General features: G+C 69.2%; 22 protein-coding genes. 12 read left to right on the forward strand and 10 right to left on the reverse strand.

The window, feature by feature from the left end:
• The first annotated feature begins 46 nt into the window (after window positions 1–46).
• The 8 genes from ACYQ78_RS15420 (at window position 47) to manA (ending at window position 9,923) form a co-directional block, all read left to right on the forward strand.
• Window positions 47–1,807, forward strand: a complete 1,761-nt coding sequence (locus ACYQ78_RS15420; protein ID WP_459801499.1) for an ABC transporter substrate-binding protein — start codon at window positions 47–49, stop codon at window positions 1,805–1,807.
• A 65-nt stretch (window positions 1,808–1,872) separates the two neighbouring features.
• Entirely contained in the window at window positions 1,873–2,868 is a 996-nt protein-coding gene (locus ACYQ78_RS15425; RefSeq protein ID WP_459801500.1) for an ABC transporter permease, read from the forward strand.
• Window positions 2,865–3,743 carry an ABC transporter permease gene (locus ACYQ78_RS15430; RefSeq protein ID WP_459801501.1) on the forward strand — a complete coding sequence of 293 codons (879 nt, stop codon included), beginning with the start codon at window positions 2,865–2,867 and terminating at the stop codon, window positions 3,741–3,743. Before ACYQ78_RS15425 ends, ACYQ78_RS15430 begins: the two co-directional genes overlap by 4 nt.
• Complete coding sequence (locus tag ACYQ78_RS15435; RefSeq protein ID WP_459801502.1) at window positions 3,744–4,688, forward strand: ABC transporter ATP-binding protein; 945 nt, start codon at window positions 3,744–3,746, stop codon at window positions 4,686–4,688.
• Window positions 4,688–5,467, forward strand: coding sequence for an ABC transporter ATP-binding protein (locus ACYQ78_RS15440; RefSeq protein WP_459801503.1), 780 nt, complete (start codon window positions 4,688–4,690; stop codon window positions 5,465–5,467). The genes ACYQ78_RS15435 and ACYQ78_RS15440 overlap by 1 nt, the downstream gene beginning before the upstream one ends.
• On the forward strand, window positions 5,464–7,827 hold the full coding sequence (locus ACYQ78_RS15445) for a glycoside hydrolase family 2 protein (RefSeq protein ID WP_459801504.1): 2,364 nt from the start codon (window positions 5,464–5,466) through the stop codon (window positions 7,825–7,827). The genes ACYQ78_RS15440 and ACYQ78_RS15445 overlap by 4 nt, the downstream gene beginning before the upstream one ends.
• Window positions 7,824–8,750, forward strand: coding sequence for an ROK family protein (locus tag ACYQ78_RS15450; RefSeq protein WP_459801505.1), 927 nt, complete (start codon window positions 7,824–7,826; stop codon window positions 8,748–8,750). The genes ACYQ78_RS15445 and ACYQ78_RS15450 overlap by 4 nt, the downstream gene beginning before the upstream one ends.
• A gap of 90 nt (window positions 8,751–8,840) precedes the next feature.
• Entirely contained in the window at window positions 8,841–9,923 is a 1,083-nt protein-coding gene (manA, locus tag ACYQ78_RS15455; protein ID WP_459801506.1) for a mannose-6-phosphate isomerase, class I, read from the forward strand.
• On the opposite strand, the gene ACYQ78_RS15460 is transcribed toward manA, so the two are convergent.
• Both ACYQ78_RS15460 and ACYQ78_RS15465 read right to left on the reverse strand, forming a co-directional pair.
• A complete protein-coding gene (locus ACYQ78_RS15460; RefSeq protein ID WP_459801507.1) occupies window positions 9,924–10,142 on the reverse strand; it encodes an RNA-binding S4 domain-containing protein in 219 nt (72 codons plus the stop codon). It lies immediately after the preceding gene.
• A 20-nt stretch (window positions 10,143–10,162) separates the two neighbouring features.
• Entirely contained in the window at window positions 10,163–10,663 is a 501-nt protein-coding gene (locus ACYQ78_RS15465) for an anthrone oxygenase family protein (RefSeq protein ID WP_459801508.1), read from the reverse strand.
• Window positions 10,664–10,751: 88 nt separating this feature from the next.
• Here ACYQ78_RS15465 and ACYQ78_RS15470 point away from each other — a divergent pair, with 88 nt between their 5' ends.
• Window positions 10,752–11,525: a rhomboid-like protein gene (locus ACYQ78_RS15470; RefSeq protein ID WP_459801509.1), complete on the forward strand. Its 774-nt coding sequence runs from the start codon at window positions 10,752–10,754 to the stop codon at window positions 11,523–11,525.
• Between the two features lie 10 nt (window positions 11,526–11,535).
• Window positions 11,536–13,290, forward strand: coding sequence for a phosphatidylglycerol lysyltransferase domain-containing protein (locus ACYQ78_RS15475; protein WP_459801510.1), 1,755 nt, complete (start codon window positions 11,536–11,538; stop codon window positions 13,288–13,290).
• Here ACYQ78_RS15475 and ACYQ78_RS15480 read toward each other — a convergent pair.
• Window positions 13,220–14,062: an SRPBCC domain-containing protein gene (locus ACYQ78_RS15480; RefSeq protein WP_459801511.1), complete on the reverse strand. Its 843-nt coding sequence runs from the start codon at window positions 14,060–14,062 to the stop codon at window positions 13,220–13,222. The two genes, ACYQ78_RS15475 and ACYQ78_RS15480, sit on opposite strands and share 71 nt — an antisense overlap.
• Window positions 14,059–14,619, reverse strand: a complete 561-nt coding sequence (locus ACYQ78_RS15485) for an ArsR/SmtB family transcription factor (protein ID WP_459801512.1) — start codon at window positions 14,617–14,619, stop codon at window positions 14,059–14,061. The genes ACYQ78_RS15480 and ACYQ78_RS15485 overlap by 4 nt, the downstream gene beginning before the upstream one ends.
• A 93-nt stretch (window positions 14,620–14,712) precedes the next feature.
• On the opposite strand from ACYQ78_RS15485, the gene ACYQ78_RS15490 reads away from it, so the two are divergent.
• On the forward strand, window positions 14,713–15,582 hold the full coding sequence (locus ACYQ78_RS15490) for a DMT family transporter (RefSeq protein WP_459801513.1): 870 nt from the start codon (window positions 14,713–14,715) through the stop codon (window positions 15,580–15,582).
• A 48-nt stretch (window positions 15,583–15,630) separates the two neighbouring features.
• Here ACYQ78_RS15490 and ACYQ78_RS15495 read toward each other — a convergent pair whose 3' ends face one another.
• Both ACYQ78_RS15495 and ACYQ78_RS15500 read right to left on the reverse strand, forming a co-directional pair.
• Window positions 15,631–16,011 carry a roadblock/LC7 domain-containing protein gene (locus tag ACYQ78_RS15495; protein WP_459801514.1) on the reverse strand — a complete coding sequence of 127 codons (381 nt, stop codon included), beginning with the start codon at window positions 16,009–16,011 and terminating at the stop codon, window positions 15,631–15,633.
• 15 nt (window positions 16,012–16,026) lie between these two features.
• Complete coding sequence (locus ACYQ78_RS15500; protein ID WP_459801515.1) at window positions 16,027–16,812, reverse strand: hypothetical protein; 786 nt, start codon at window positions 16,810–16,812, stop codon at window positions 16,027–16,029.
• Between the two features lie 128 nt (window positions 16,813–16,940).
• Between ACYQ78_RS15500 and ACYQ78_RS15505 the strand changes: the two genes are divergently transcribed.
• Window positions 16,941–17,306, forward strand: coding sequence for a hypothetical protein (locus tag ACYQ78_RS15505; RefSeq protein WP_459801516.1), 366 nt, complete (start codon window positions 16,941–16,943; stop codon window positions 17,304–17,306).
• A 90-nt stretch (window positions 17,307–17,396) separates the two neighbouring features.
• Here ACYQ78_RS15505 and ACYQ78_RS15510 read toward each other — a convergent pair whose 3' ends face one another.
• From ACYQ78_RS15510 to ACYQ78_RS15525, 4 genes are all read right to left on the reverse strand, one after another.
• The gene (locus ACYQ78_RS15510; RefSeq protein WP_459801517.1) at window positions 17,397–18,143 is read right to left on the reverse strand and encodes a hypothetical protein; all 747 of its coding nucleotides are present in this window, start codon (window positions 18,141–18,143) and stop codon (window positions 17,397–17,399) included.
• Complete coding sequence (locus ACYQ78_RS15515; RefSeq protein ID WP_459801518.1) at window positions 18,140–18,958, reverse strand: hypothetical protein; 819 nt, start codon at window positions 18,956–18,958, stop codon at window positions 18,140–18,142. The genes ACYQ78_RS15510 and ACYQ78_RS15515 overlap by 4 nt, the downstream gene beginning before the upstream one ends.
• Window positions 18,959–19,130: 172 nt before the next feature.
• On the reverse strand, window positions 19,131–19,664 hold the full coding sequence (locus ACYQ78_RS15520) for a hypothetical protein (protein ID WP_459801519.1): 534 nt from the start codon (window positions 19,662–19,664) through the stop codon (window positions 19,131–19,133).
• 138 nt (window positions 19,665–19,802) lie between these two features.
• Window positions 19,803–20,759: a TIGR03885 family FMN-dependent LLM class oxidoreductase gene (locus ACYQ78_RS15525; protein ID WP_459801520.1), complete on the reverse strand. Its 957-nt coding sequence runs from the start codon at window positions 20,757–20,759 to the stop codon at window positions 19,803–19,805.
• Window positions 20,760–20,777: the final 18 nt, after the last annotated feature.

Here is a 20,777-nt window from a genome sequence, read left to right on the forward strand (position 1 = left end):
GACCCATCGGGGTTGGCCTGTACGTGTGGAAGCAAGGAGAAGGACGATGCGGAACCGTCTTACCCGGTTTCTGATACCTGTCGTGGCCGTCGGCCTGCTGGCGACGGCCTGCACGAGCGGCGGTACCACGCCCGCCCCGGCTCCGGGGGGAACGGCTCCGGCGGCACCGGCTCCGGCCGCCGAGGGCGGTGCGTTCCCGCGGAACGAGACGCTCTACACCAGCGGCACCCAGTGGGGCCCGCCGGCGAACTTCAACCCGATCCGTGAGTGGGACTCCGCGACCGGCACCAAGGGCCTGGTCTACGAGACGCTGTTCCACTTCGACCCGGTCGCCGGGAAGCTGACGCCGTGGCTGGCCCAGAGTGGCGCGTGGACCGACGACACGACCTACGAGGTCAAGCTGCGCCCGAACATCACCTGGTCGGACGGCAAGCCGTTCACCGCCGAGGACGTCAAGTTCACCTTCGAGCTCGGCAAGATGGAGACGATCCCGTACCACAACCTGTGGAACTGGCTCTCGGCCGTCGAGGCGCCCGACGCCTCCACCGTGAGGTTCACCTTCTCCAAGGCCAACTACCAGCAGTGGGACTTCAACATCTACAGCCGGTCGATCGTGCCCAAGCACATCTGGGAGGGCCGGGCGGAGAAGGACGTCCTCGACGGGATCAACGAGAACCCGATCGGCACCGGCGCGTACAAGTACCACAGCCACGACCAGGACCGCGTGGCCTGGGTGAAGAACGACACCTGGTGGGGCAAGGCCGGGCTGAACCTCGACCCGAAGCCGAAGTACATCGTCGACATCGTCAACTCCTCCAACGAGGTGGCGATGGGCCTGCTGCTGCAGAAGGGCCTCGACCTGTCGAACAACTTCCTGCCGGGCGCGGCCAACCTGGTCAGCGGTAACTTCGGGGTCACCACGTTCTACCCCGAGCCGCCCTACATGCTGTCGGCCAACACGGCCTGGCTGGTGCCCAACACGAAGAAGAAGCCGCTCGACGACGCCGAGTTCCGCAAGGCGCTGGCCGCCTCGGTCGACACGAAGAAGATCGTCGAGGGCGTGTACGGCAACCTGGTCAAGCCCGCCAGCCCGACCGGCCTGCTGCCCCAGTGGGACCAGTTCGTCGACCAGGCGGTCGTGGGTTCGAAGGGCTTCGGGTTCGACACCGACAAGGCCAAGAAGCTGCTGGCCGACGCCGGTTACAAGGACTCCAACGGTGACGGCATGGTCGAGAACAAGGACGGTTCGCCGATCGCGCTGAAGCTGATCGTGCCCGCCGGCTGGACCGACTGGATGGAGGCCATCCGCGTCATCGCCTCCAGCGCCAAGGCCGCCGGCATCAACGTCGAGGCCGAGTTCCCCGACTACAACGCCCTCGTCGAGGCCCGCAACTCGGGCAAGTTCGACCTGGTCATCAACAACGAGCGGCAGCTCTCGAACTCGCCTTACACCTACTTCGAGTACGTCTTCCAGCTCCCCGTCCAGGCCCAGCAGAACACCGTGAACTTCGGGCGCTACGAGAACGAGGACGCCTGGAAGCTCGTCCAGCAGCTCGACGGCACCAAGACCGACGACGTCGAGGGCATGAAGAAGGTCGCCTCGCAGATCGAGGCGATCATGCTGGACGAACTGCCGGTGATCCCGCTCTGGTACAACGGCCTCTGGTCGCAGGTCAGCAGCACCACCTGGAAGAACTGGCCCTCCAGCGAGGGCAGCGCGCCCAAGTCGGCGCCCACGATGTGGCGTAACTGGCTCGAACTCGGCGGCTTCGAGTCCCTCGCGTCGCTCCAGCCGGTCGCTCCCTAGTCATCCCGTCCCGGCCCTCCCCGGCACTGCGAAGCCGGGGAGGGCCTCCCTAGGGAGAACCCCTCTTGCGTCGATATTTCGGTAGGAAGCTGCTCGTCTACGGGCTGACCTTCTTCATGGCGGTGACGGTCAACTGGCTGGTGCCGCGTCTCATGCCGGGCGATCCGGTCGCGAGCATGCTGGCCCGCGCCAGGGTCGCGCAGCCGGAGGCCCAGGAGGCCCTGCGCGTCTATTACAACAACCTGTTCGGCTTCGACCTCCCCTGGTGGCAGCAGTATCTGAACTCGTGGGGGTCGCTGTTCCGCGGCGACTTCGGGATCAGCCTGTGGGCGTTCCCGACCCCGGTCTCCGACCTGCTCACCCGGGCGGTGCCCTACTCGCTGGCGCTGCTCATCCCGTCGATCCTGATCAGCTGGGTGATCGGCAACCGGCTCGGCGCGCTCGCCGCGCGCCGCAAGGTGCTGGACAACACGGTCCTGCCGGTCTCGTACGTGCTGACCGCGACCCCCTACCTCTGGCTGGCCGCCCTGATGGCCTGGGGTTTCGGCATCGTGTGGGGGATCTTCCCGGTGGCCGGCGGCTACAGCTTCTCGATGACGCCCTCGCTCACGTGGACGTTCATCGCCGACCTGCTCTGGCACTGGCTGCTGCCGTTCGCGTCGCTGTTCCTCGTCGCGCTGGGCGGCTGGGCGATCGGCATGCGCAACGTGATCATCTATGAGCTGGAATCCGACTACGCCAACTATCTGTCGGCGCTCGGCGCGCCCCAGAAGCTGATCAGGCGCTACGCCTTCAGGAACGCGGTGCTGCCGCAGATCACCGGTCTCGCGCTGCAACTCGGGGTGCTGGTCGCCGGTGCGCTGGTGACGGAGATCGTGTTCTCGTACCCGGGACTCGGGTCGCTGATCCTGGCGGCCATCCAGAACAAGGACTTCTTCCTGCTCCAGGGGGCCTTCCTGTTCATCGTGCTCGGCGTGCTGATCGCCAACTTCATCATCGACGTCGTCTACGTGATCGTCGATCCGCGGACCCGAGTCGGAATGGCGGGAGCCTCGGCATGACCACCACGCCCGTCGAATCCATCCGCCCGCCGGTCCGCTGGGAGGCGCTCTACTTCGCGCTGCGCAACACCAAGCTCCTGGTCGGCCTGGGCATCATCCTCATCCTGCTCGGCATCGGCGTCATCGGCCCGTTCTTCATCGACCACCCGCCGAGCGAGTACGTCGGCATGCAGATGCAGCCGCCCAGCGGAGAGTTCTGGCTCGGCACCAACACGTTCGGGCAGGACCTGTGGGCCCAGTTCGTGCACGGCCTGCGCACGACCTTCCTGGTCGGCGCGCTCGGCGGCGGCATCGCGTCGGTCATCGGGATGGCCGTCGGCTTCCTGGCCGGATACAAGGGCGGCTGGATCGACGAGATCCTCACCATGCTCACCAACGTCGTGCTGGTGCTGCCGACCCTGGCCGTGCTGTTCATCCTCAACGCCTACATCGGCGTGCGCAGCGCGGGCATGCAGGCGCTGTTCATCGGCCTGACCCAGTGGCCGTGGGCGGCGCGGTCGATCAGGGCCCAGACGTTCTCGCTGCGCAACCGCGACTTCGTCGACCTGGCCCGGCTGTCGGGGGTCGGCTCCCCCCGGATCATCCTGCGCGAGATCGCCCCGAACATGAGCTCCTACCTGCTGCTCACGTTCATCCTGCTGTTCGGCGGCTCGATCCTCATCGCCTCGTCGCTCGACTTCATCGGCCTCGGCCCGACCGACGCGATGTCTCTGGGCCTGATGCTGCAACAGGCCCACCAGTGGAGTGCGATGCTCCTCGGCCTGTGGTGGTGGTTCGTCCCGCCCGGGGCCGGGATCACCCTCATCGTCGGTGCCCTGTACGTCGCCAACGTCGGCCTCGACGAGGTGTTCAACCCGAAGCTGAGGGAGCTCTAGATGGCCCTGGAAGTCGACGACCTCCGGGTCTACTACCGGACGCTGAAGGGCGACGTCCAAGCCCTCGACGGGGTCTCCTTCGGCGTCAAGGACGGCGAGATCCTGGGTTTGGCGGGGGAGTCGGGCTGCGGCAAGACGACCCTCGGCAAGGCGCTGATCAGGCTCGACGGCCGGATGAAGCACGTCGGAGGCAGCGTCACCCTCGACGACCAGGTCCTGCCGATCGGCGACGACGCCAAGATGAACCCCTACCGGTTCAAGCAGGTCTCGCTCATCCCGCAGTATTCGATGAGCGCGATGAACCCGACCCGCAAGATCGGCCGGATGGTCCGCGAGCTGCTCTCGTCGCGCGGGGTGAAACTCGACCTCGACGAGCTGCACGCCCGGCTCGAACTGGTCGAGCTCCCCCGCGAGGTGCTCGCCAAATACCCGATCGAGCTGTCCGGCGGCATGAAGCAGCGCATGGTCATGGTCATCTCGACCCTGCTCAACCCGTCGCTGCTGATCGCCGACGAGATCACCTCGGCCCTCGACGTCTCCACCCAGAAGGCCGTGGTCACCACGCTGAAGGGCTTCCGCGACCGGGGCTTCGTGAAGTCGATGCTGTTCATCACCCACGACATCTCGCTGACCAACCAGCTCGCCGACACGATCATGGTCATGTACGCGGGGAAGCTCGCCGAGAAGGCCCCGGCCTCGACGGTCGTGAACGCGCCGAAGCATCCGTACACCCAGCTCCTGATCTCCTCGCTCCCGGAGGTCGGTGTGCGCTACGCCGACAAACGCCTCACCGGCATCCCCGGGAACCCGCCGTCGCTGCTCGCCCCCGAGCCCGGCTGCCGGTTCAGGGCCCGCTGCCCGCTGGCCTTCGACAAGTGCGCCGAGGAGCCGCCGCCGGTCGAGGTCGAGAAGGACCACGTCGTCGCCTGCTGGAAGGCCGCCTGATGCTGAAACTCGACGGGGTCACCAAGGTCTACCGGATCGGCGCGTTCGGCGGGCAGCGCATGACGGCGGTCGACGAGGCCGGTTTCGAGATCAAGCCGGGCGAGGTCGTTTCGCTCATCGGCGAAAGCGGCAGCGGCAAGAGCACGATCGGCAAGATGGTGCTCCGGCTTCTTTCGCCGTCGGCGGGAACGATCTCCATCGACGGCCGGGACATCCGGGAGCTGCGCAAACGCGACTACTACCGGAAGGTCCAGGGCGTCTTCCAAGATCCGTTCAGCTCCTACAACCCGGTCTTCAAGGCCGACCGGGTGTTCGGGATGCTGCGCGAGGTCTACTTCAGGGGTGTACCCGACAAGGAGTGGACTTCAAAGATCGAATCGGCCCTCGATGCGGTCAGGTTGAGCCCGGGGGCGGTGCTGAACAAGTTCCCCCACCAGCTCTCCGGGGGTCAGCTCCAGCGGCTGCTGATCGCGCGGGCGCTGCTGCTCGACATCGAATACCTGGTCGCCGACGAGATCATCTCGATGCTCGACGCGTCCACCCGCATCGACGTGCTCAACCTGCTCGCCGACCTGAAACTGCGCGGCCTCGGGGTCCTGTTCATCACCCACGACCTCGCGCTGGGCAACTACATCAGTGAGCGGACGGTCGTGCTCCACAAGGGCAGGATCGTGGAGTACGGCGCCACCGACACCGTGTTCGAGCAGCCCGAACACGACTACACGCGCAAGCTGCTGGCGTCGGTGCCGCAACTGCACACCAAATGGGAGACCACGTGATCAGGACGTTGCACGAAGGTTGGACCGTCACGGCCGTCTCGTCGACCGGGCAGCCACGCCCGGTCGTGGCGGGGCTGCCGGCGACGGTGCCCGGCTGCGTGCACACCGACCTGCTCGACGCGGGGAAGATCCCCGACCCCTATCTCGACGACAACGAGAACAGGCTGAAGTGGATCGGGCGCACCGACTGGTCCTACGAGACGAGCTTCGACTGGACCGACCCCGGCGACCAGCGGGCCGACCTCGTCTGTGAGGGCCTCGACACGGCCGCGACGGTGATCCTCAACGGCGTGCAGATCGGCCAGACCGCCAACCAGCACCGGGTCTACCGCTTCCCGGCCCGCCACCTGCTGCGGGAGGGCCGTAACACGCTGAAGGTGCTGTTCGAGGCGCCCTACGGCTACGCCGAGAAGCAGCGGGCCGCGCTCGGCGACCGGCCGGGCGCCTACGGCGAGCCCTACCAGTTCATCCGCAAGATGGCCTGCAACTTCGGCTGGGACTGGGGCCCGACCGTGGTGACCTCGGGCATCTGGCGGCCCATCTACCTGGAGACCTGGTCGTCGGCCCGGCTCGCTGAGGTCCGGCCGCTGGTTTTTTTGGAGGGCCGTGACGGCAAGGTGCGCGTCCACGTCACCGTCGACCGCGCCGCCCAGGCGCCGCTCACCGTGACGGCGTCCGTCGCGGGGGTCGAGGAGCGGGTACGCCTGGCGCCGGGCGAGCGCACCGCCGTCATCACGCTGACCGTCCCGGAACCCGATCTGTGGTGGCCGCGCGGCTACGGCGAGCAGGCCCTCTACACGCTGACCGTGAGCGTGGGCGACAGCGTGTGGTCGCGCGAGATCGGCTTCCGCTCCATTGAGCTCGACCGCGAGGCCTTCCGGCTGAAGGTCAACGGCCGGCCGGTCTTCATGAAGGGCTTCAACTGGATCCCCGACGACTGCTTCCCCAACCGGGTCACCCGTGAGCGCGTCGCCGAACGCTTCCAGCAGGCCGTGGACACCGGCGCCAACACGCTGCGCGTCTGGGGTGGCGGCCTCTACGAGAGCGAGGACTTCTACGCCCAGGCCGACGCCCTCGGCGTCATGGTCTGGCAGGACTTCCCGTTCGCCTGCGCCGCCTACCCCGAAGAGGGCCCGTTCCGCGCCGAGGTCGAGGCGGAGGCCCGCCAGCAGGTCACCCGCCTGTCGAGCCACGCCTCGCTCGTGCTGTGGTGCGGCAACAACGAGAACCTCGAAGGCCACGCCGACTGGGGCTGGCAGGACACCCTCGACGGCCGGAGCTGGGGCGCCGGCTTCTACTTCGACCTGCTCCCCACGATCGTCGCCGACCTCGACCCGACGCGCCCCTACTGGCCGGGTTCGCCCTACTCGGGCAGCCCGGACGCCCCGCCGAACGACCCCTCGCGCGGCACCACCCACATCTGGACCGTCTGGAACCGCGAGGACTACACCTTCTACGGCACCTACACCCCGCGCTTCGTCGCCGAGTTCGGCTTCCAGGGCCCGCCCACGTGGTCGACCCTGCGCCGCGCCGTCTCCGACGACCCGCTGACCCCGTCGTCCAAGGGCGTCCTGCACCACCAGAAGGCCCAGGACGGCAACGGCAAACTCCTGCGCGGCCTCGGCGACCACCTGCCGAAACCCGAGAACTTCGACGACTGGCACTACTACACCCAGCTCAACCAGGCCCACGCGATGGCCTTCGGCGTCGAGCGCTTCCGCTCGCTGATGCCCTACTGCATGGGCACGATCGTCTGGCAGCTCAACGACTGCTGGCCGGTCACCTCGTGGGCCGCCGTCGACGGCGACGGCCGCAGGAAACCGCTCTGGTACGCCCTGCGCCGCAGCTTCGCCGACCGGCTCGTCACCTTCCAGAACCCCGAGACCGTCGCCGTGGTCAACGACACCGGCGACGAGTGGCACACCGACCTGACGGTCCTCCGCCTGACGGTCGACGGCGAGATCGTCGCCCGCGAACGCTTCCCCGTCCGCCTCGCCCCCCGCTCGGCCATGACCGTCCCGCTGCCCGCCTCGATGGCGCTCACCGGGCCGGAACTCCTGTCGGCGTCGGCCGGCGACCTGCGGGCCCTGCGCTTCAACACCGCCGACCTCCCCGAGGCGGCCTACGACGTGACGACCGAGCAACTCGACGGCCGGGTACGTGTGGAGATCACCGCCCGCACGCTGGTGCGTGACCTGGCGCTGTTCCCCGACCGGCTCGACCCGTGCGCGAGCGTCGACGACATGCTCGTCACCCTGCTCCCCGGCGAGACCGCGACCTTCGTCGTGACGGGCGACGACCTCAGCCCCGAGGCGCTCACGGCCTACCCGGTGCTGCGCTGCGTCAACGAGAAGCCATGACGGTCCTGGCGATCGACATCGGGAGCGCGAAGTTCGCCGCGGCGACGGTCGAACCCACCGGTGTGATCACCGCCAAGCTGGAGATGCCCGTCGGGCCCGACCCCACGGCGACGCTGAAGGACCTGGTGGCGCGGATCGTCGTCCCCGGGCTGATCTCCGAAGAGGGGCTGACCGGCGTCGGCATCGGCGCGGCCGGGCCGCTCGACGCCGTGCGCGGCACGGTCAGCCCGGTAAACATCCTGACCTGGCGCGACTTCCCGCTGGTCAAGACGGTGGGCGCGTTATTGCCCGGGGTGCCGGTGCACCTGGCGGGCGACGGGCAGGTGATGGCGCTCGGCGAGTGGTGGCGGGGGGCGTTCTCGGCGGGGGCGCTGCTCGGGATCGTGGTGTCGTCGGGGATCGGCGGCGGGCTGGTGTTCGAGGGACGGCCGCACCTCGGGCCGACCGGGAACGCCGGCCACATCGGGCACATCCGGGCCGGTGAGGGCTGGGAGACCTGCCGGTGCGGGGCGGTCGGGTGTGTGGAGACGATCGCGTCCGGGCCCTCGATGGTCCGGTGGGCGCTGGCCAACGGCTGGCAGCAGGCGGTCGAGCCGACCTTCTGGGCCGGGCGTCCCGTCGACACCCGGGCCTTGGCCGCCGACGCCAAGCGCGGCGTGCCGGTGGCGGTCGAGGCGTTCGACCGGGCCGCGGGCGCGCTGGCCACGGCGGTGCTGACGACGGCGGCGCTCTTCGACGTCGACAACGTGGTGATCGGCGGCGGGGTCGCCGGAGCGGGGACCACCCTGCTGGCGCCCCTGCGGCGTGCGGTGGCCGACCAGGCGGGACTCGGGTTCCTGCGGCGGCTGAAAGTGGAGCGGACCGGGCTCGGACGCGACGCGGGTCTGTTCGGGGCGGCGGCCCTCGCACTCGGGTGCGAGTGACATCCTGTTCACCGGAGAATGGCCGCCGGTTCATCAGGAATTGAGAGCCTCGAACTCCCAACCGCTCCCGACTCACGAGGACGTAGACACGTGGACCTGCTCACCAACCCGATCAAGGACTACGGATGGGGTTCCCGCACGGCCATCGCCGGGCTGACCGGGCGTACCGCCACCGGTCCCGAGGCGGAGATGTGGCTCGGGGCGCATCCGTCGGGGCCGTCGCGCCTGACGCGGGGCGGCGTGGAGAACGCGCTCAACGAGATCATCGCCGCCGACCCCGCCGGTGAGCTCGGGCCCGAGGTCGTCGCGCGGTTCGGGGAGCGCCTCCCCTACCTGATGAAGCTCATCGCGGTCGACGCCGCCCTGTCGATGCAGGTCCACCCGACGCTCGACCAGGCGGCCGAGGGCTTCCTGCGGGGCGACAAGAACTACTCCGACCCGTGGCCGAAGCCCGAGATGATCGTCGCGCTGACGCCGTTCACCGCGCTGGCCGGGTTCCGCCCGGGGCCCGAGGCGGCCGAGCTGGTGGCGGCCCTCGAACTGCCCGTCCTCGCGCCGGTGGTCGACCGGCTGGCCGCCGGCGACGTGCTCGGCGCGCTGCGGGTGCTGCTCGAACTGCCGCAGGACGCGCGGCCCGCGCTGGTCGACGCCATCGTGCGGTCGTCGGGCGACCCGCTGGTGGCGACGCTCGCGGCCACCTATCCGACCGACCCCGCCGTGCTGGCCCCGCTGCTGATGCGCCGCCACGAACTGGCCCCCGGCCAGGCGATCTACCTCGGCGCCGGGGTCCTGCACGCCTACCTGAGCGGGTTCGGCGTCGAGATCATGGGCAGCTCCGACAACGTGCTGCGGGCCGGGCTGACCCCCAAGCCGATCGACATCGAAGAGCTGCTGCGGATCACCGACCCCAACGAGCAGCCCGCCGAGATCGAGCCGGTCGACGGCCTCTATCTGCCGCACTGCCCCGAGTTCCAGCTCCGCCGGATCGTGCCCGGCGACGGCTACTCACTGCCGGGCGGGGTGCCCCGGATCGCCGTGTGCGTCGAGGGCGAGGTCGTGCTCGACGGGGAGCTCAAGCTGCGGCCGGGCGACTCGGCCTTCCATGCGGCCTCGGCCGGTGACTTCGAGGTGGCCGGAACGGGCGTGGTCTTCGTGGCGGAGCCCCGCCAGTAGCTATCGGGCGGCGACGACCTGGATCTCGAAGCCGTCGCCGCTCACCACGTGTCCGGGCCGGACCTTGAAGCGCTTGCGCAGCTCGACGTCGCCGTTGACCAGCACATAGCCCTCGGCGACCATGTATTTCGCCTCGCCGCCGCTCTCGGCGATCGACAGGTATTTGAGCAGGTCGCAGAGCGGGATGAAGTCGTCTTCCAGTTCAAAGGTCTCGCGCACCTCCCCAGCATAGGGAGGGATCAGCGGTTGCCCGCCCAGACGAACAGGGCGGCCCCCGTCAGCAGCAGCCCGGCGCAGCTCGCCACGGTGCGCAGGTGGTTCCACGGCGCCCACTTGGGCGCGAACGCGGCCCAGACCTGGGCGGCCCGCGCCGGGTCGGTGATGTCCCCGGCCGCCACGAGCGCGTTGTTGAGCGGCACGTTGACGATCATCGTGGGGATGAAGGCGCCCAGGACGTACACGGCGGCCCCCGCGAAGATCAGCACGGCGGCGGCGCGCTGACCCGAACTCAGCAGCAGCACCCCGGCGACCGCCGCGACCAGCGGCGCCCCGATGAACGAGGCGAAGAACACCGGGTTGAGGATCTTGACGTTGATCTGCTGCATCGCGGCGACCGCGTGGTCGGCCCGCGTCGCGTTGAGCCCCGGGATGACCGAGACCGAGTAGGCGTAGAACAGCCCGGCGATGTTCCCCATGAGCAGGAGCGCGAGCCCGGCGGCGAGTGCGGTGAGTGCGAACATGCCCCGACCGTAAAGAAGCGGACCTTCTCCGCGTATCCGACCCGGGGCTGGACATGTCTCCCCCTACGGGAGGAAGCCGGGGTGCCGCATGATCTTGTGTCTGGTGTTCGTGCTGGTCGCGGTGGTCTGGTATCTCCTCCGGGGGGTGTCGCGGTGGTGGGGTCCGGCTGACCGGGCGGTGGTGGCGGGGGCGCCGTACACGCGGTTCGCGCATCAGTGGGCGCTGGCGGCGCCGGCGACGTTCACCTACATCGTGGTGTTCAGCAGTTCGACGCTGCTGCAGCGGACCGCGCCGCCGAATCTGATCGACGTGCTGACGACCATGCAGAGCACCAACCTGGTGCGGCTGTCGGCCAGTCCGCTCGTGGTGCTCGCCGACAGCGCGCTCTGGGTGGCCGACCGGGGCGCCTTCCTGACCTTCTACGTGGGCGTGTTCGCCACCGTCGTCGCCTGGGCCGAGCAGCGCTACGGGACGCCGCGCATCATCGTGATCGGGCTGTGCGGGCACGTGTTCGGGTCGCTGCTGACCGCGCTCGTTGAGTATCACGCCATCACCAACGGGCTGGCGCCCGCCCGGCTGGCCGTCACGACCGACGTCGGGGTCAGCTACATCATGGTCGCCGGGGTGGTCGCCGCTGTCGTGCTGATGCGCGGGCGGTGGCGGGCGACCGGGGTCATCGCGCTCGCCGTGGGGGTCGGCGCGCCGGTCGTGTTCACCGGCACGATCTGGAATCTGGGCCATCTGCTCGCCACGTTGTGCGGTCTGGCGGCCGCGCTGATCTCCCTCAGGATCGCCCCGCCGCGCACTCCACCCGCTTTTGACCTGCGGAGATGGGGTATGTCCCCTTCGCTGAACGACTAAGGGGGAACGGATGGCGCGGGGTGACGTGCCGCGGGTGGCGTCCATCGTGCTGACCGTGCTGGCGATCTATTCGGCGGCCATCGCGATCGTGCCGCCGCTGCGCCGGATGGCGCTGCCGCTGACGAATCTGATCGACGACTACACCATCCCGCTCACGCCCAACCTGGCCTACGCCGCGTTCCTCGGGCTGCTGGCCGGGGCGCTGGCCCGGCGCAAACGGGTGGCCTGGCGGCTGCTGGCCGCCCTGCTGGCGCTGTCGGTGCTGCTCAGCGTGATCTCCACGCCGATGCTGGCGATGGCGCCGCTGGTGCCCGAGCGGGGACGCGAGCTCGGTGAGGTGGTGGTCTCGGGGCTGGTCGCGCTGATCCTGATCTCCTACCTGTGGTGGGGCCGGGCCGGGTTCTACGCCAAGGTGCAGCCCGCGTCGGTCCGCAAGGCGGTGGCCACGCTGATCGGGCTGCTCGGGGTCTCCTACGTCGTCGGCTTCCTGCTCACGATCCTGTTCCCGGGTGACCTCGACCGGTCGGCGCGGGCGCTGTGGGTGCTGAGCCGGGCGCTCGGCGGGGTGATCGAGGTCGAGGGCTACGGTCATCCGCCCGCGTGGATCTCGTTCGTGATCGGGCTGATCAGCGCGATCGCCCTGCTGGCGGCGTTCGCGATGCTGTTCCGGTCGCAGCGGCGGCAGGCCGTGCTCGCCCCCGGCGACGAGGAACGGCTGCGCACGCTGCTCGGCGAACGCGACTCGCTGGCCTACTTCGCCACCCGCCGCGACCGCAGCGTCATTTTCTCGCCGAGCGGCAAGGCCGCCGTGTCGTTCCGGGTGGTCAACGGGGTCAGCCTGGCCGGGGGCGACCCGCTCGGCGACCCCGAGGCGTGGGGCCACGCGATCACGGCGTGGACCGGTCAGGCCCGTGAGTTCGGCTGGATCCCGGCCGCCATCGGCGCGGGCGCCGAAGGGGCCAGGGCCTACCAGCGGGCCGGGCTGAAGGTGCTCGAACTCGGCGACGAGGCCGTCATCGAGGTCAAGAAGTTCAGCCTCCAGGGCCGGGAGATGCGCGGCGTGCGGCAGGCGGTCAACCGGGTCGAGCGGGCCGGATATCAGCTCCGGGTCCGCCGCCACGGCGACCTCGGCCCCGAGGAGATGCGGCTGATCGGCGAACGCGCCGACGCGTGGCGCGACACCGAGACCGAACGCGGCTTCTCGATGGCCCTCGGCCGCCTGGGCGATCCCCTCGACGCCGAGTGCGTGCTGGTCGAGAGCCTGACCAAGGAGGGCGACGAGGCGGCGCTGCTGTCGTTCGTGCCGTGGGGCGAGCGGGGGCTCTCGCTCGACCTGATGCGCCGTGACCGGGCGGCGGAGAACGGCCTGATGGAGTTCATGGTCGCCGGGCTGGTCAGGAACGCGGGCTGGCTGGGGGTCGAACGGATCTCGCTCAACTTCGCGGTCTTCCGGTCGGCCTTCGAGGAGGGCGCGAGGATGGGCGCCGGCCCGGTGATCCGGGCCTGGCGGCGCACCCTGCTGTTCCTGTCGCGCTGGTGGCAGCTCGAAGCGCTCTATCGCGCGAACGTGAAGTATCGCCCCGAGTGGGTGCCCCGCTTCCTCGCGTACGGGGACACCCGCGACCTCGTCAGAGTGGGCATCGCCTCGGCGATCGCCGAGGGTTTCTTCAAGCCGCCGAGCCTGCCCCGGCTGCTCAGCCCTGGACGAACACCGACCGCCACTCCGGCTGCTCCAGGTAGCGACGCAGCTCGACCAGCCCGCTGAGCCAGCCGGCCCAGCCGGCGTAGGGCGGGTGGGCGGCGTCGAACCCGCTCGTCACGAAGGTGAGCGTGGTCTTGCCGCCGGAGCCCTCGAGCTCCCAGCTCGTCACCATGCTGCCCCAGTCGATCGACGCCGACGTGTCGTCGAGGGCGACGAACCTGGCGGCGTAGTCGCCGGCCGCCTCCAGGCCGCCCATCGCGAACCGGCCGCCGACCTCGGGCTCGATCCCGATCGGGTAGCCGAACCAGGCGGTGGCCTGGTCGGAGTCGGTCAGCGCGGTGCGCACGCGGTCGGCGGGAGCGTCGATCTCGAGCCGGGCGGAGAACTCGCTCACCTTCGCGGTGTAGTCGACCCTTGGGCCCATCTTCCGGCCCTCGACGTGGTCGGCCAGGTTGCCCACGGCCAGCGCCCAGAAGGTCTCCAGCGCGGCGAGCGGGCTCTTGCTGCCCGAGAAGACGAGCTCGCGGTCGAAGTGGGACTGGTGCACCGCGACGGTGGTCTCGCCGTCGGTCTCGGTGAGCCGGATCTCGGTGGTGGTCTCGGTGCCGTCGAGCGTCCAGGCGAACTTGATCAGGTCGTCGGCCGACTCCAGCACCCGCTGGTGGGGGGCATCGCCCTCCAGGGTGTAGCGGCCCCAGAACTCGTAGCGGTTCGGGAGGTCGACCTCGGCGTGCTCGGCGAACCAGACCTTCAGCTCGGCGGGGTCGGTCAGAGCGTGGAACACGGTCTTCAGCGGGGCCTGGATGCGGACGGCCGTCATCGGGGACTGCGTCATGACTCTTCTCCTTGCTGGTTGGGGTAACAGGCCACGACGAGTTTGAAAGGGTCGCCTTCCGAACCGCCGTACTTCGTGAAGAGGGCCTGGAGGGTGGCTTGGAGCTCGGCCAGGAACTGGGGCCGGAGCTCAGGTGGGACGTGGATGTCGCCCGAGACGCCGATCGACGGCAGCTCGGGAACGGAACGGTCGAGTGCGGCGATGTCGGCCTGAACCTCTTCGACCAGGTCGAGGAGGTGGCCCAGGCTGAGTTCGTCGCGGGCCCGGCCCAGGCCGATGTGGCCGACGAGCCGGGGTGAGAGCCAGTAGGACCGGGCGGTGGCCTGGTAGATGCCCTCGGAGATGCCACGCACCTTCCGTTCGGACACCTGCTCGACCAGCCCGGCCTCCACCAGGCGCTTCACGTGGTAGTAGACCCGCTGCGGGGTCTGGCCCAAGATCGCGCCCACGTCGCCGCAGGTGCGCGGCTCGGCGAGCTGCCGCAGCACGTCGATGCGCTGCGGCTTGAGCAGGGCTTCGGCCTGCTCGATCTCTTCCAGGTACAGGACGTCTCTCATCGCAAAAACAAGTTTGTACGTAAAAAACTTGTTTGTCAATGAGGCGCGAAACCGTGATGCGTATCGAGCACGTGTTCCCCTAAAGTCCCCAGAGTGGAACAAACCGACCGGCGAGCCCTCATCGCCGCCGCCGTGACCGTCGTGTTGTGGGCCTCCGCCTTCGTCGGGATCCGGCACGCCGTCGAGTCGTACTCCCCCGGAGCCCTCGCCCTCGGGCGGATGCTGGCCGGAGCGCTGACCCTGCTGGTCTTCCTGCTGATCCGGCGTGAGGGGCTGCCGCCGCGCGCGGCCTGGCCGGGGATCGTGATCTCCGGCGTCCTGTGGTTCGGGATCTACATGATCGCCCTCAACTGGGGCGAGCAGGAGGTCGACGCCGGGACGGCCGCGATGGTCGTCAACATCGGGCCGATCATCATCGCCGTACTGTCAGGCCTGTTCCTGAAGGAGGGCTTCCCGCGGCGGCTGCTCATGGGCATGACCGTGTCGTTCGCGGGCGCCGTCGTCGTCGGGTTCTCCATGTCCGAGGGAGGCGGAGCCTCGATCCTCGGGGTGGCGCTCTGCGTGGTGGCCGCGGTGACGTGGGCGATCGCGACGATCGTCCAGAAGCCGGCGCTGAAGCACGCCTCGGCGCTCCAGGTGACCACTTTCGGCTGCATCATCGGCGCGATCACGTGTCTGCCGTTCGCCGGGCAGCTCGTCAGCCAGGCCGCCGAGGCGCCGTTGTCGGCCACGCTGAACCTGATTTACCTCGGAGTTTTCCCAACGGCGTTGGCTTTTACGACGTGGGCCTACGCCCTCGCGAGGACGACCGCGGGCAAGATGGGCGCCACCACCTACGTGGTTCCGGCCATCGTGATCCTCATGGCCTGGGCGCTGCTGGGGGAGACCCCGACGTGGCTGGCCCTGGCCGGTGGAGCGCTCTGCCTGGCCGGCGTGGCACTGTCACGACGCAAGCCCGCCTGACACCAGACGCCGGCGCGTGACGCGCCGGCGGCCCCCCTGGCTGCGGTTCTAGGCTCGGGCCCGCTCGTTGGCGAGCAGGTTGGTCAATCGTTCCACGGTGGGTCTCGACTCGACGTGCAGGCGCGGCACGTCGAGGCCCTCGTCGGCGAGGATCGCCAGCAGGGCGATGTTGCCCAGGGCGTACACGACGATGTAGCCGCCGCGGCAGCGGATGACCACTTCCCGCAGCTCATGCAGCCCGACCTCGTAGCCGAAGCGTTTGCCGAGGCCGAGCGTGGCGGCCGACAGAGCCGACACGGTCTCGGGGGAGATGCTGTCGGTGTCGGCGCCGACGACCAGGCCGTCGACCGTGGCGACGGCCGATTCCATCACCCCGGACACACGTTCGCGCAGGGAGTGCAGTTCGGCTTTCAGAGCGCTCAGTGACATGGTTCTTAACTTTCGTTACTTGCCATTACGGAAGTCGGCGCCCAGAAGTTTGGCGATCTTGCTGGTGCCGGGTCGGCGGCGGGGCAGATTCGGGGTCTTCCGCTCGTCTTCGACGACGACCACGTGCTCTTCGGCGACAGGCGGCGGAGGAGTCGGGGCGATGGTCAGCAATCCCTCACTGACCAGGGAGGTGATCTCCTTGAGGGTGACGAAGAGGCCCTGGCCGAGGGCGAAGGCGATGTCTCGTGGGGTCCGCCGCCCGTTGGCCTTGACGAGGATGTCGTGGCGCAGCTGGTCGGCGTAGATCCGCGGCGGCGCGACCGGCTGCACCGCCGTCGGGCGGATGAACGGGGTGACGCCCAGCTCACGCCACTCTTCGGTGATCGTCAGGCGCCGGGCGGTCTCGCGGGCCAGCCACTCACGCGGGATGCCCGGGAGCACCGGTAAGGGCGGCGGCATGTCGTTGGGGCCGTGCGGCTCGGGCTGGCTGTCCTCGATGCCGAACAGGGCCATCGCGAAGGCCGCGTCGAACACCGCCGACAGGCAGACCACCTGGAGCCCGGCCTCGCCCACGCTGCCTCGTTCGACCAGCTCGGCGGCCAGCCGGTGCAGGGGGGCGCCCGCGGTGTACGCCTCGTTCCAGGCCGCCTCGCTGACCCGCCCCGAGCGGATCAGCAGGGATTCGGCTCCAGGTGACGCCGGCGTGGTCGCGGAGATCACCAGGCCCTCGCGGACATGAATGATTCCACCCGGACTGCCCATGACGCGGAGCAGGTGGAAACCGCTGATGGGCTCGCCCATACGGAGCATGGACTCGACGCCCGGGGGGTGAACGAGGTGGTGCGATGACACTTTTGTGCCCTTCACTATCTGAGGCCGCAAGAGTTACCTTATGTCCCTGCAAGCACAACAGCATTGGATTGAGCACCATGAACATCGAAACCGCACTAAAAGAGGCCATGGCCATCGACGGAGCGACGGGCGCCGCGCTCGTCGACTACGGAAGTGGCATGAGCCTCGGCACGATCGGCGGCGGCCGGGCATTCGACCTTGAGGTCGCCGCCGCCGGAAACACCGAGGTGGTGCGGGCGAAGCTGCGCACCATGTCCTCCCTCGCCCTCAACGACGAGATCGAGGACATCCTCATCACGCTGAGCGGGCAATACCACATCATCCGCCTGCTCAAGACCCCCGGCGGCCAGCTGTTCCTCTACCTGGTCCTCGACCGCGAGCGCTCCAACCTCGCGCTCGCCCGCCACAACCTGCGCAACATCGAACGGCAGATGTCCCTGTAATACCGACATTTCCTAACGGGATACTTCCCCTCCATCCCGTTGTCGGTTTTCGGTCGGCCTGCCGCCCCCAACGGCAGTGTTGATCTTCTTTCACGCGACCGAATGCGTGATTGTTCCCGAATAGGAACCGGCCACCGCTGATGACGGAACTCTGACAATTACTGTCGGATTCCACGTTCCCGAGGTATTTCCCACCGCCAGCGTCACGGTGAATGCGGTGACCGTCCCGGTAAGGGCGGCCGCGAGTGCCGCTGTCGCCTGTCCCGGGGTGAATACGCCGATGCCCGAGAAGGAGGTGGCCGGGCCCGACCAGTAGGAGATGTGCGCCTTCGCGATCGTCGACGTGTTGCCGCCGATCGTGGTGGTGAAGTTGGTCGAGCTCACCGTGGCCGTGTAGCCCAGCAGGCCGCCCAGGCCGCGGGTGTCCGACACGGTGACCGTGCCGAGCTGGGCCGAGAGCTCGCCGCCGATGGTGGTGGAACCGAGGGCTCTTGAGGTGGGGGCGGTGATGGCCAGCCCGGCGTTGGCCAGGCGTTTCGGCGCGTCATGCCGTGATTTTTCGGGTCTTCGACGGGGTGAGGAGTCGTCACGAAGCGCTTCTGATTCGGAGCGCACCGGGGGCTGTTGGCCACCTTGGACGGAGTTTTCCTGTGTGCCACCCAGGACGCCGTCCAGGGTTCCGGCCTCCTCCGGAATCGTGGGGGGCGGGATGGGTTCGTCCACGACCAGGTGGGCCCGGTCGTCCACGATCTCGGGTGTGCCGGGATCGCCGGCCGCCCAGGCGGGGGCGGCCGTCACGACGGCGGCGACCAGCGCCGCCGTCACGCGCAATTTCACGGAGTCCTCCGGGCTCGTCGCCAGATGAGGTAGCCACCGCCCGCCACGGCCAGGGCCGCCGCTCCGGCGAGCACGACGGGCAGCGGGGGCAGGCCGGGACCGCTCAGGTCAACGGCGGTCATCGCGTTGGCCTTGGCGGGGAAGGTCACCGTGCCACTGGCGGATCGGGTGACCCGCCCGCTTGTCAGTTCCAGATCGGCCTTCCACGGCCCCACGGGGAGCGCGGGATCGAGGACCGCCTCGACCGTGCCGACGTCCTTGGGCGCCAGGGTCACCCCTGTCGTCACCTTGAACGGTCCCGCCGAGGTGCCGCCGGGCCCGTCGGAGAGCCGCAGTTCACCGGTCATGTCGACGGCCCGCAGGCCGGTGTTGGTGATCTGCGCCTCCAGGCGGGGTTTCCCGGCCTGATCGCGGCTCGCCCAGATCTTGTCGATCCGGAAGTCGCTCGGTGGTTCGCCGCCGGTCCCGACGTCGAGGTAGACGCGGATGCCGACCCGGTTGTTGACCTGGACGTTCCGTTCCCTGGTCGCCGGCGCGCGGGCCTCGGCCCACATGACGGCGTACCGCTCGCCCTTCCAGGCGGTCTGCGGCACCCGGATGGTGGCCTGGACGACCTCCTCGCCGCCCGGTGGCAGCGTGACCGCCGGCCGGCCGAACGAGATCCACGACGAGAGCTCGTTGCCGGTCTGTTCGGGGAAGAACGTGAACTTCCTCTTCTTGATCTCCGCCCCGGCCGAGTACAGCCACAGTGTCTGTGACTTCGACGAGGTGTTGTTCACGGCGAAACGCCGGTGGATCACTGTCCCCGGCTTCACGTGGTCGACGATGTAGGCCAGCGCCCGCGGGTCGTCGGCTCTGTCTTCTGGCGCCTCAAGCAGCCGGATCCCGACCTGCCCCTCCGGCTCCGCGACCGCCCGGCCGGTCAGGGCCAGGGCGGGGAGCAGAATCAGGAGAGGCGCGATCAGGATCCGGCGAAGAGCGGCGCGATTACGCCACCGAATGGGTCACCGTCCCCGTGTACGTACCGGCGACGGCCGCGGCCGGGATGGTGACGCGCAGGGTCGGGTTCCAGGTGACGGTGTTGTTGCCGACCAGCGCGGTCGCGGTGAACGCGGTGATCTGGGCGGCGAGCGGCTGGGCCAGCAGCACAGTGAGCTGACCGGGGGTGAAGACGCCGGTGCCGCTCGTCGCGGTCGCCGGGCCCGAGGCGTAGGCCGCGTTGGCCTTGGCGATCGTCTCGTTGGCGGTGCCGCCGCCGGTGGTGAAGTCGGTCGAGGAGACGCGGGCCGTCCACGTACCGAGGAGCGAACCACGCAGGTCACTGACCGTGACCGGGCCGATCGTGCCCTGGAGCGTGGCGCCCGAGGCGGTGTTGCCGAGGTTGATGCTGGCGGGAGCGCTGATGGTCAGCGCGCCACCGACGATGGTGAAGGTGACGGTGGTGTCCGCCGCCTGAGCCGGGGCGACCGAACCGATCATGATCGCCATGGCCATGCCGATCACATATTTGAGAAACCGCATTGGTCATCCTCACATCGCCCGGAAATACCGGGTTGCGAACAAGTCAGCGCGAGCGTAGATCGCTGACGAGCCCGCACCCGGTGATCCGCGCGCAGGTCAGAGGAGTTCTTGACCGATCACTGGCCCACTCCTGGGCGATCACCCTGTAGTGAGCTCGGGCAGGACTTTCGCGCCGAATGTCTCGATGAACCTGGTCTGTTCCCGGCCCACGTGGTGCAGATAAACCTCGTCGAAACCGGCTTCGGCGTACCCCCGGAGCCAGTCGGCGTGCCGGGCGGCGTCGGCGGAGACGTGCACCGATTTGGCCACTTCGTCGGGGGTGACGAAGCGCGCCACGCTGTCGAACATCTCCGGGGTGTCGAAGTCCCAGCTCCCGGGCGGCCCGACCACGTTCGACCGCCACTGGTCGTGCGCGATCGCCAGCGCCTCGTCGTCGGTCGGCGCCCAGCTCAGATGCACCTGTACGGCCGCCGCCCCGCGCCCGCCCGCCTCGCGGTAGGCGTCCAGGACCTCTTTCGTGTGAGGGCTGTTGACGGTGATGAGCCCGTCGGCCCACTCGGCGACCCACCGGGCCGTCTCGACGGAGACCGCCGCGCCGATCAGCTTCGGCGGCTCGGCCGGCAGCGACCACAGCTTCGCCCGGTCGACCTTCACGAGCCCGTCGTGGCTGACCTCCTCGCCGTCGAGGAGCGCCCGCATGACGTCCACGCACTCGCGCAGCCGCTGCTGGCGGATGTCCTTGCGCGGCCACCGGTCGCCGGTGACGTGCTCGTTCGACGCCTCGCCCGAGCCGAGCGCGGCCCAGAAACGGCCCGGGAACATCGCCGCGAGCGTCCCGATCGCCTGCGCGACGATCGCCGGGTGGTAGCGCTGGCCGGGCGCGTTCACCACCCCGAACCGCAGGGTCGTGGCCTGGAGCGCGGCCCCCAGCCACGACCAGGCGAACCCCGACTCGCCCTGCCGGGCGCTCCAGGGCGCGATGTGGTCGGAGCACATCGCCATCGCGAACCCGGCCTCGTCGGCCAGGCGGACGGCGTCCAGAAGATCACCGGGAGCAACCTGTTCATGGGAGGCGTGAAAGCCGTAGATCGCCATCGCCGTCGACTACCCGGT

The sequence above is a fragment of the Herbidospora sp. RD11066 genome, assembly GCF_054661255.1.

Bases quoted from the DNA above. Each gene is read 5' to 3' on its own strand.
- ACYQ78_RS15420 (WP_459801499.1), top strand. From the start codon at position 47: ATGCGGAACCGTCTTACCCGGTTTCTGATACCTGTCGTGGCCGTCGGC.
- ACYQ78_RS15430 (WP_459801501.1), top strand. From the start codon at position 2,865: ATGACCACCACGCCCGTCGAATCCATCCGCCCGCCGGTCCGCTGGGAG.
- ACYQ78_RS15435 (WP_459801502.1), top strand. From the start codon at position 3,744: ATGGCCCTGGAAGTCGACGACCTCCGGGTCTACTACCGGACGCTGAAG.
- ACYQ78_RS15440 (WP_459801503.1), top strand. From the start codon at position 4,688: ATGCTGAAACTCGACGGGGTCACCAAGGTCTACCGGATCGGCGCGTTC.
- ACYQ78_RS15450 (WP_459801505.1), top strand. From the start codon at position 7,824: ATGACGGTCCTGGCGATCGACATCGGGAGCGCGAAGTTCGCCGCGGCG.
- ACYQ78_RS15465 (WP_459801508.1), bottom strand. From the start codon at position 10,663: ATGTTCGCACTCACCGCACTCGCCGCCGGGCTCGCGCTCCTGCTCATG.
- ACYQ78_RS15470 (WP_459801509.1), top strand. From the start codon at position 10,752: ATGATCTTGTGTCTGGTGTTCGTGCTGGTCGCGGTGGTCTGGTATCTC.
- ACYQ78_RS15475 (WP_459801510.1), top strand. From the start codon at position 11,536: ATGGCGCGGGGTGACGTGCCGCGGGTGGCGTCCATCGTGCTGACCGTG.
- ACYQ78_RS15480 (WP_459801511.1), bottom strand. From the start codon at position 14,062: ATGACGCAGTCCCCGATGACGGCCGTCCGCATCCAGGCCCCGCTGAAG.
- ACYQ78_RS15485 (WP_459801512.1), bottom strand. From the start codon at position 14,619: ATGAGAGACGTCCTGTACCTGGAAGAGATCGAGCAGGCCGAAGCCCTG.
- ACYQ78_RS15495 (WP_459801514.1), bottom strand. From the start codon at position 16,011: ATGTCACTGAGCGCTCTGAAAGCCGAACTGCACTCCCTGCGCGAACGT.
- ACYQ78_RS15500 (WP_459801515.1), bottom strand. From the start codon at position 16,812: ATGGGCGAGCCCATCAGCGGTTTCCACCTGCTCCGCGTCATGGGCAGT.
- ACYQ78_RS15505 (WP_459801516.1), top strand. From the start codon at position 16,941: ATGAACATCGAAACCGCACTAAAAGAGGCCATGGCCATCGACGGAGCG.
- ACYQ78_RS15520 (WP_459801519.1), bottom strand. From the start codon at position 19,664: ATGCGGTTTCTCAAATATGTGATCGGCATGGCCATGGCGATCATGATC.
- ACYQ78_RS15525 (WP_459801520.1), bottom strand. From the start codon at position 20,759: ATGGCGATCTACGGCTTTCACGCCTCCCATGAACAGGTTGCTCCCGGT.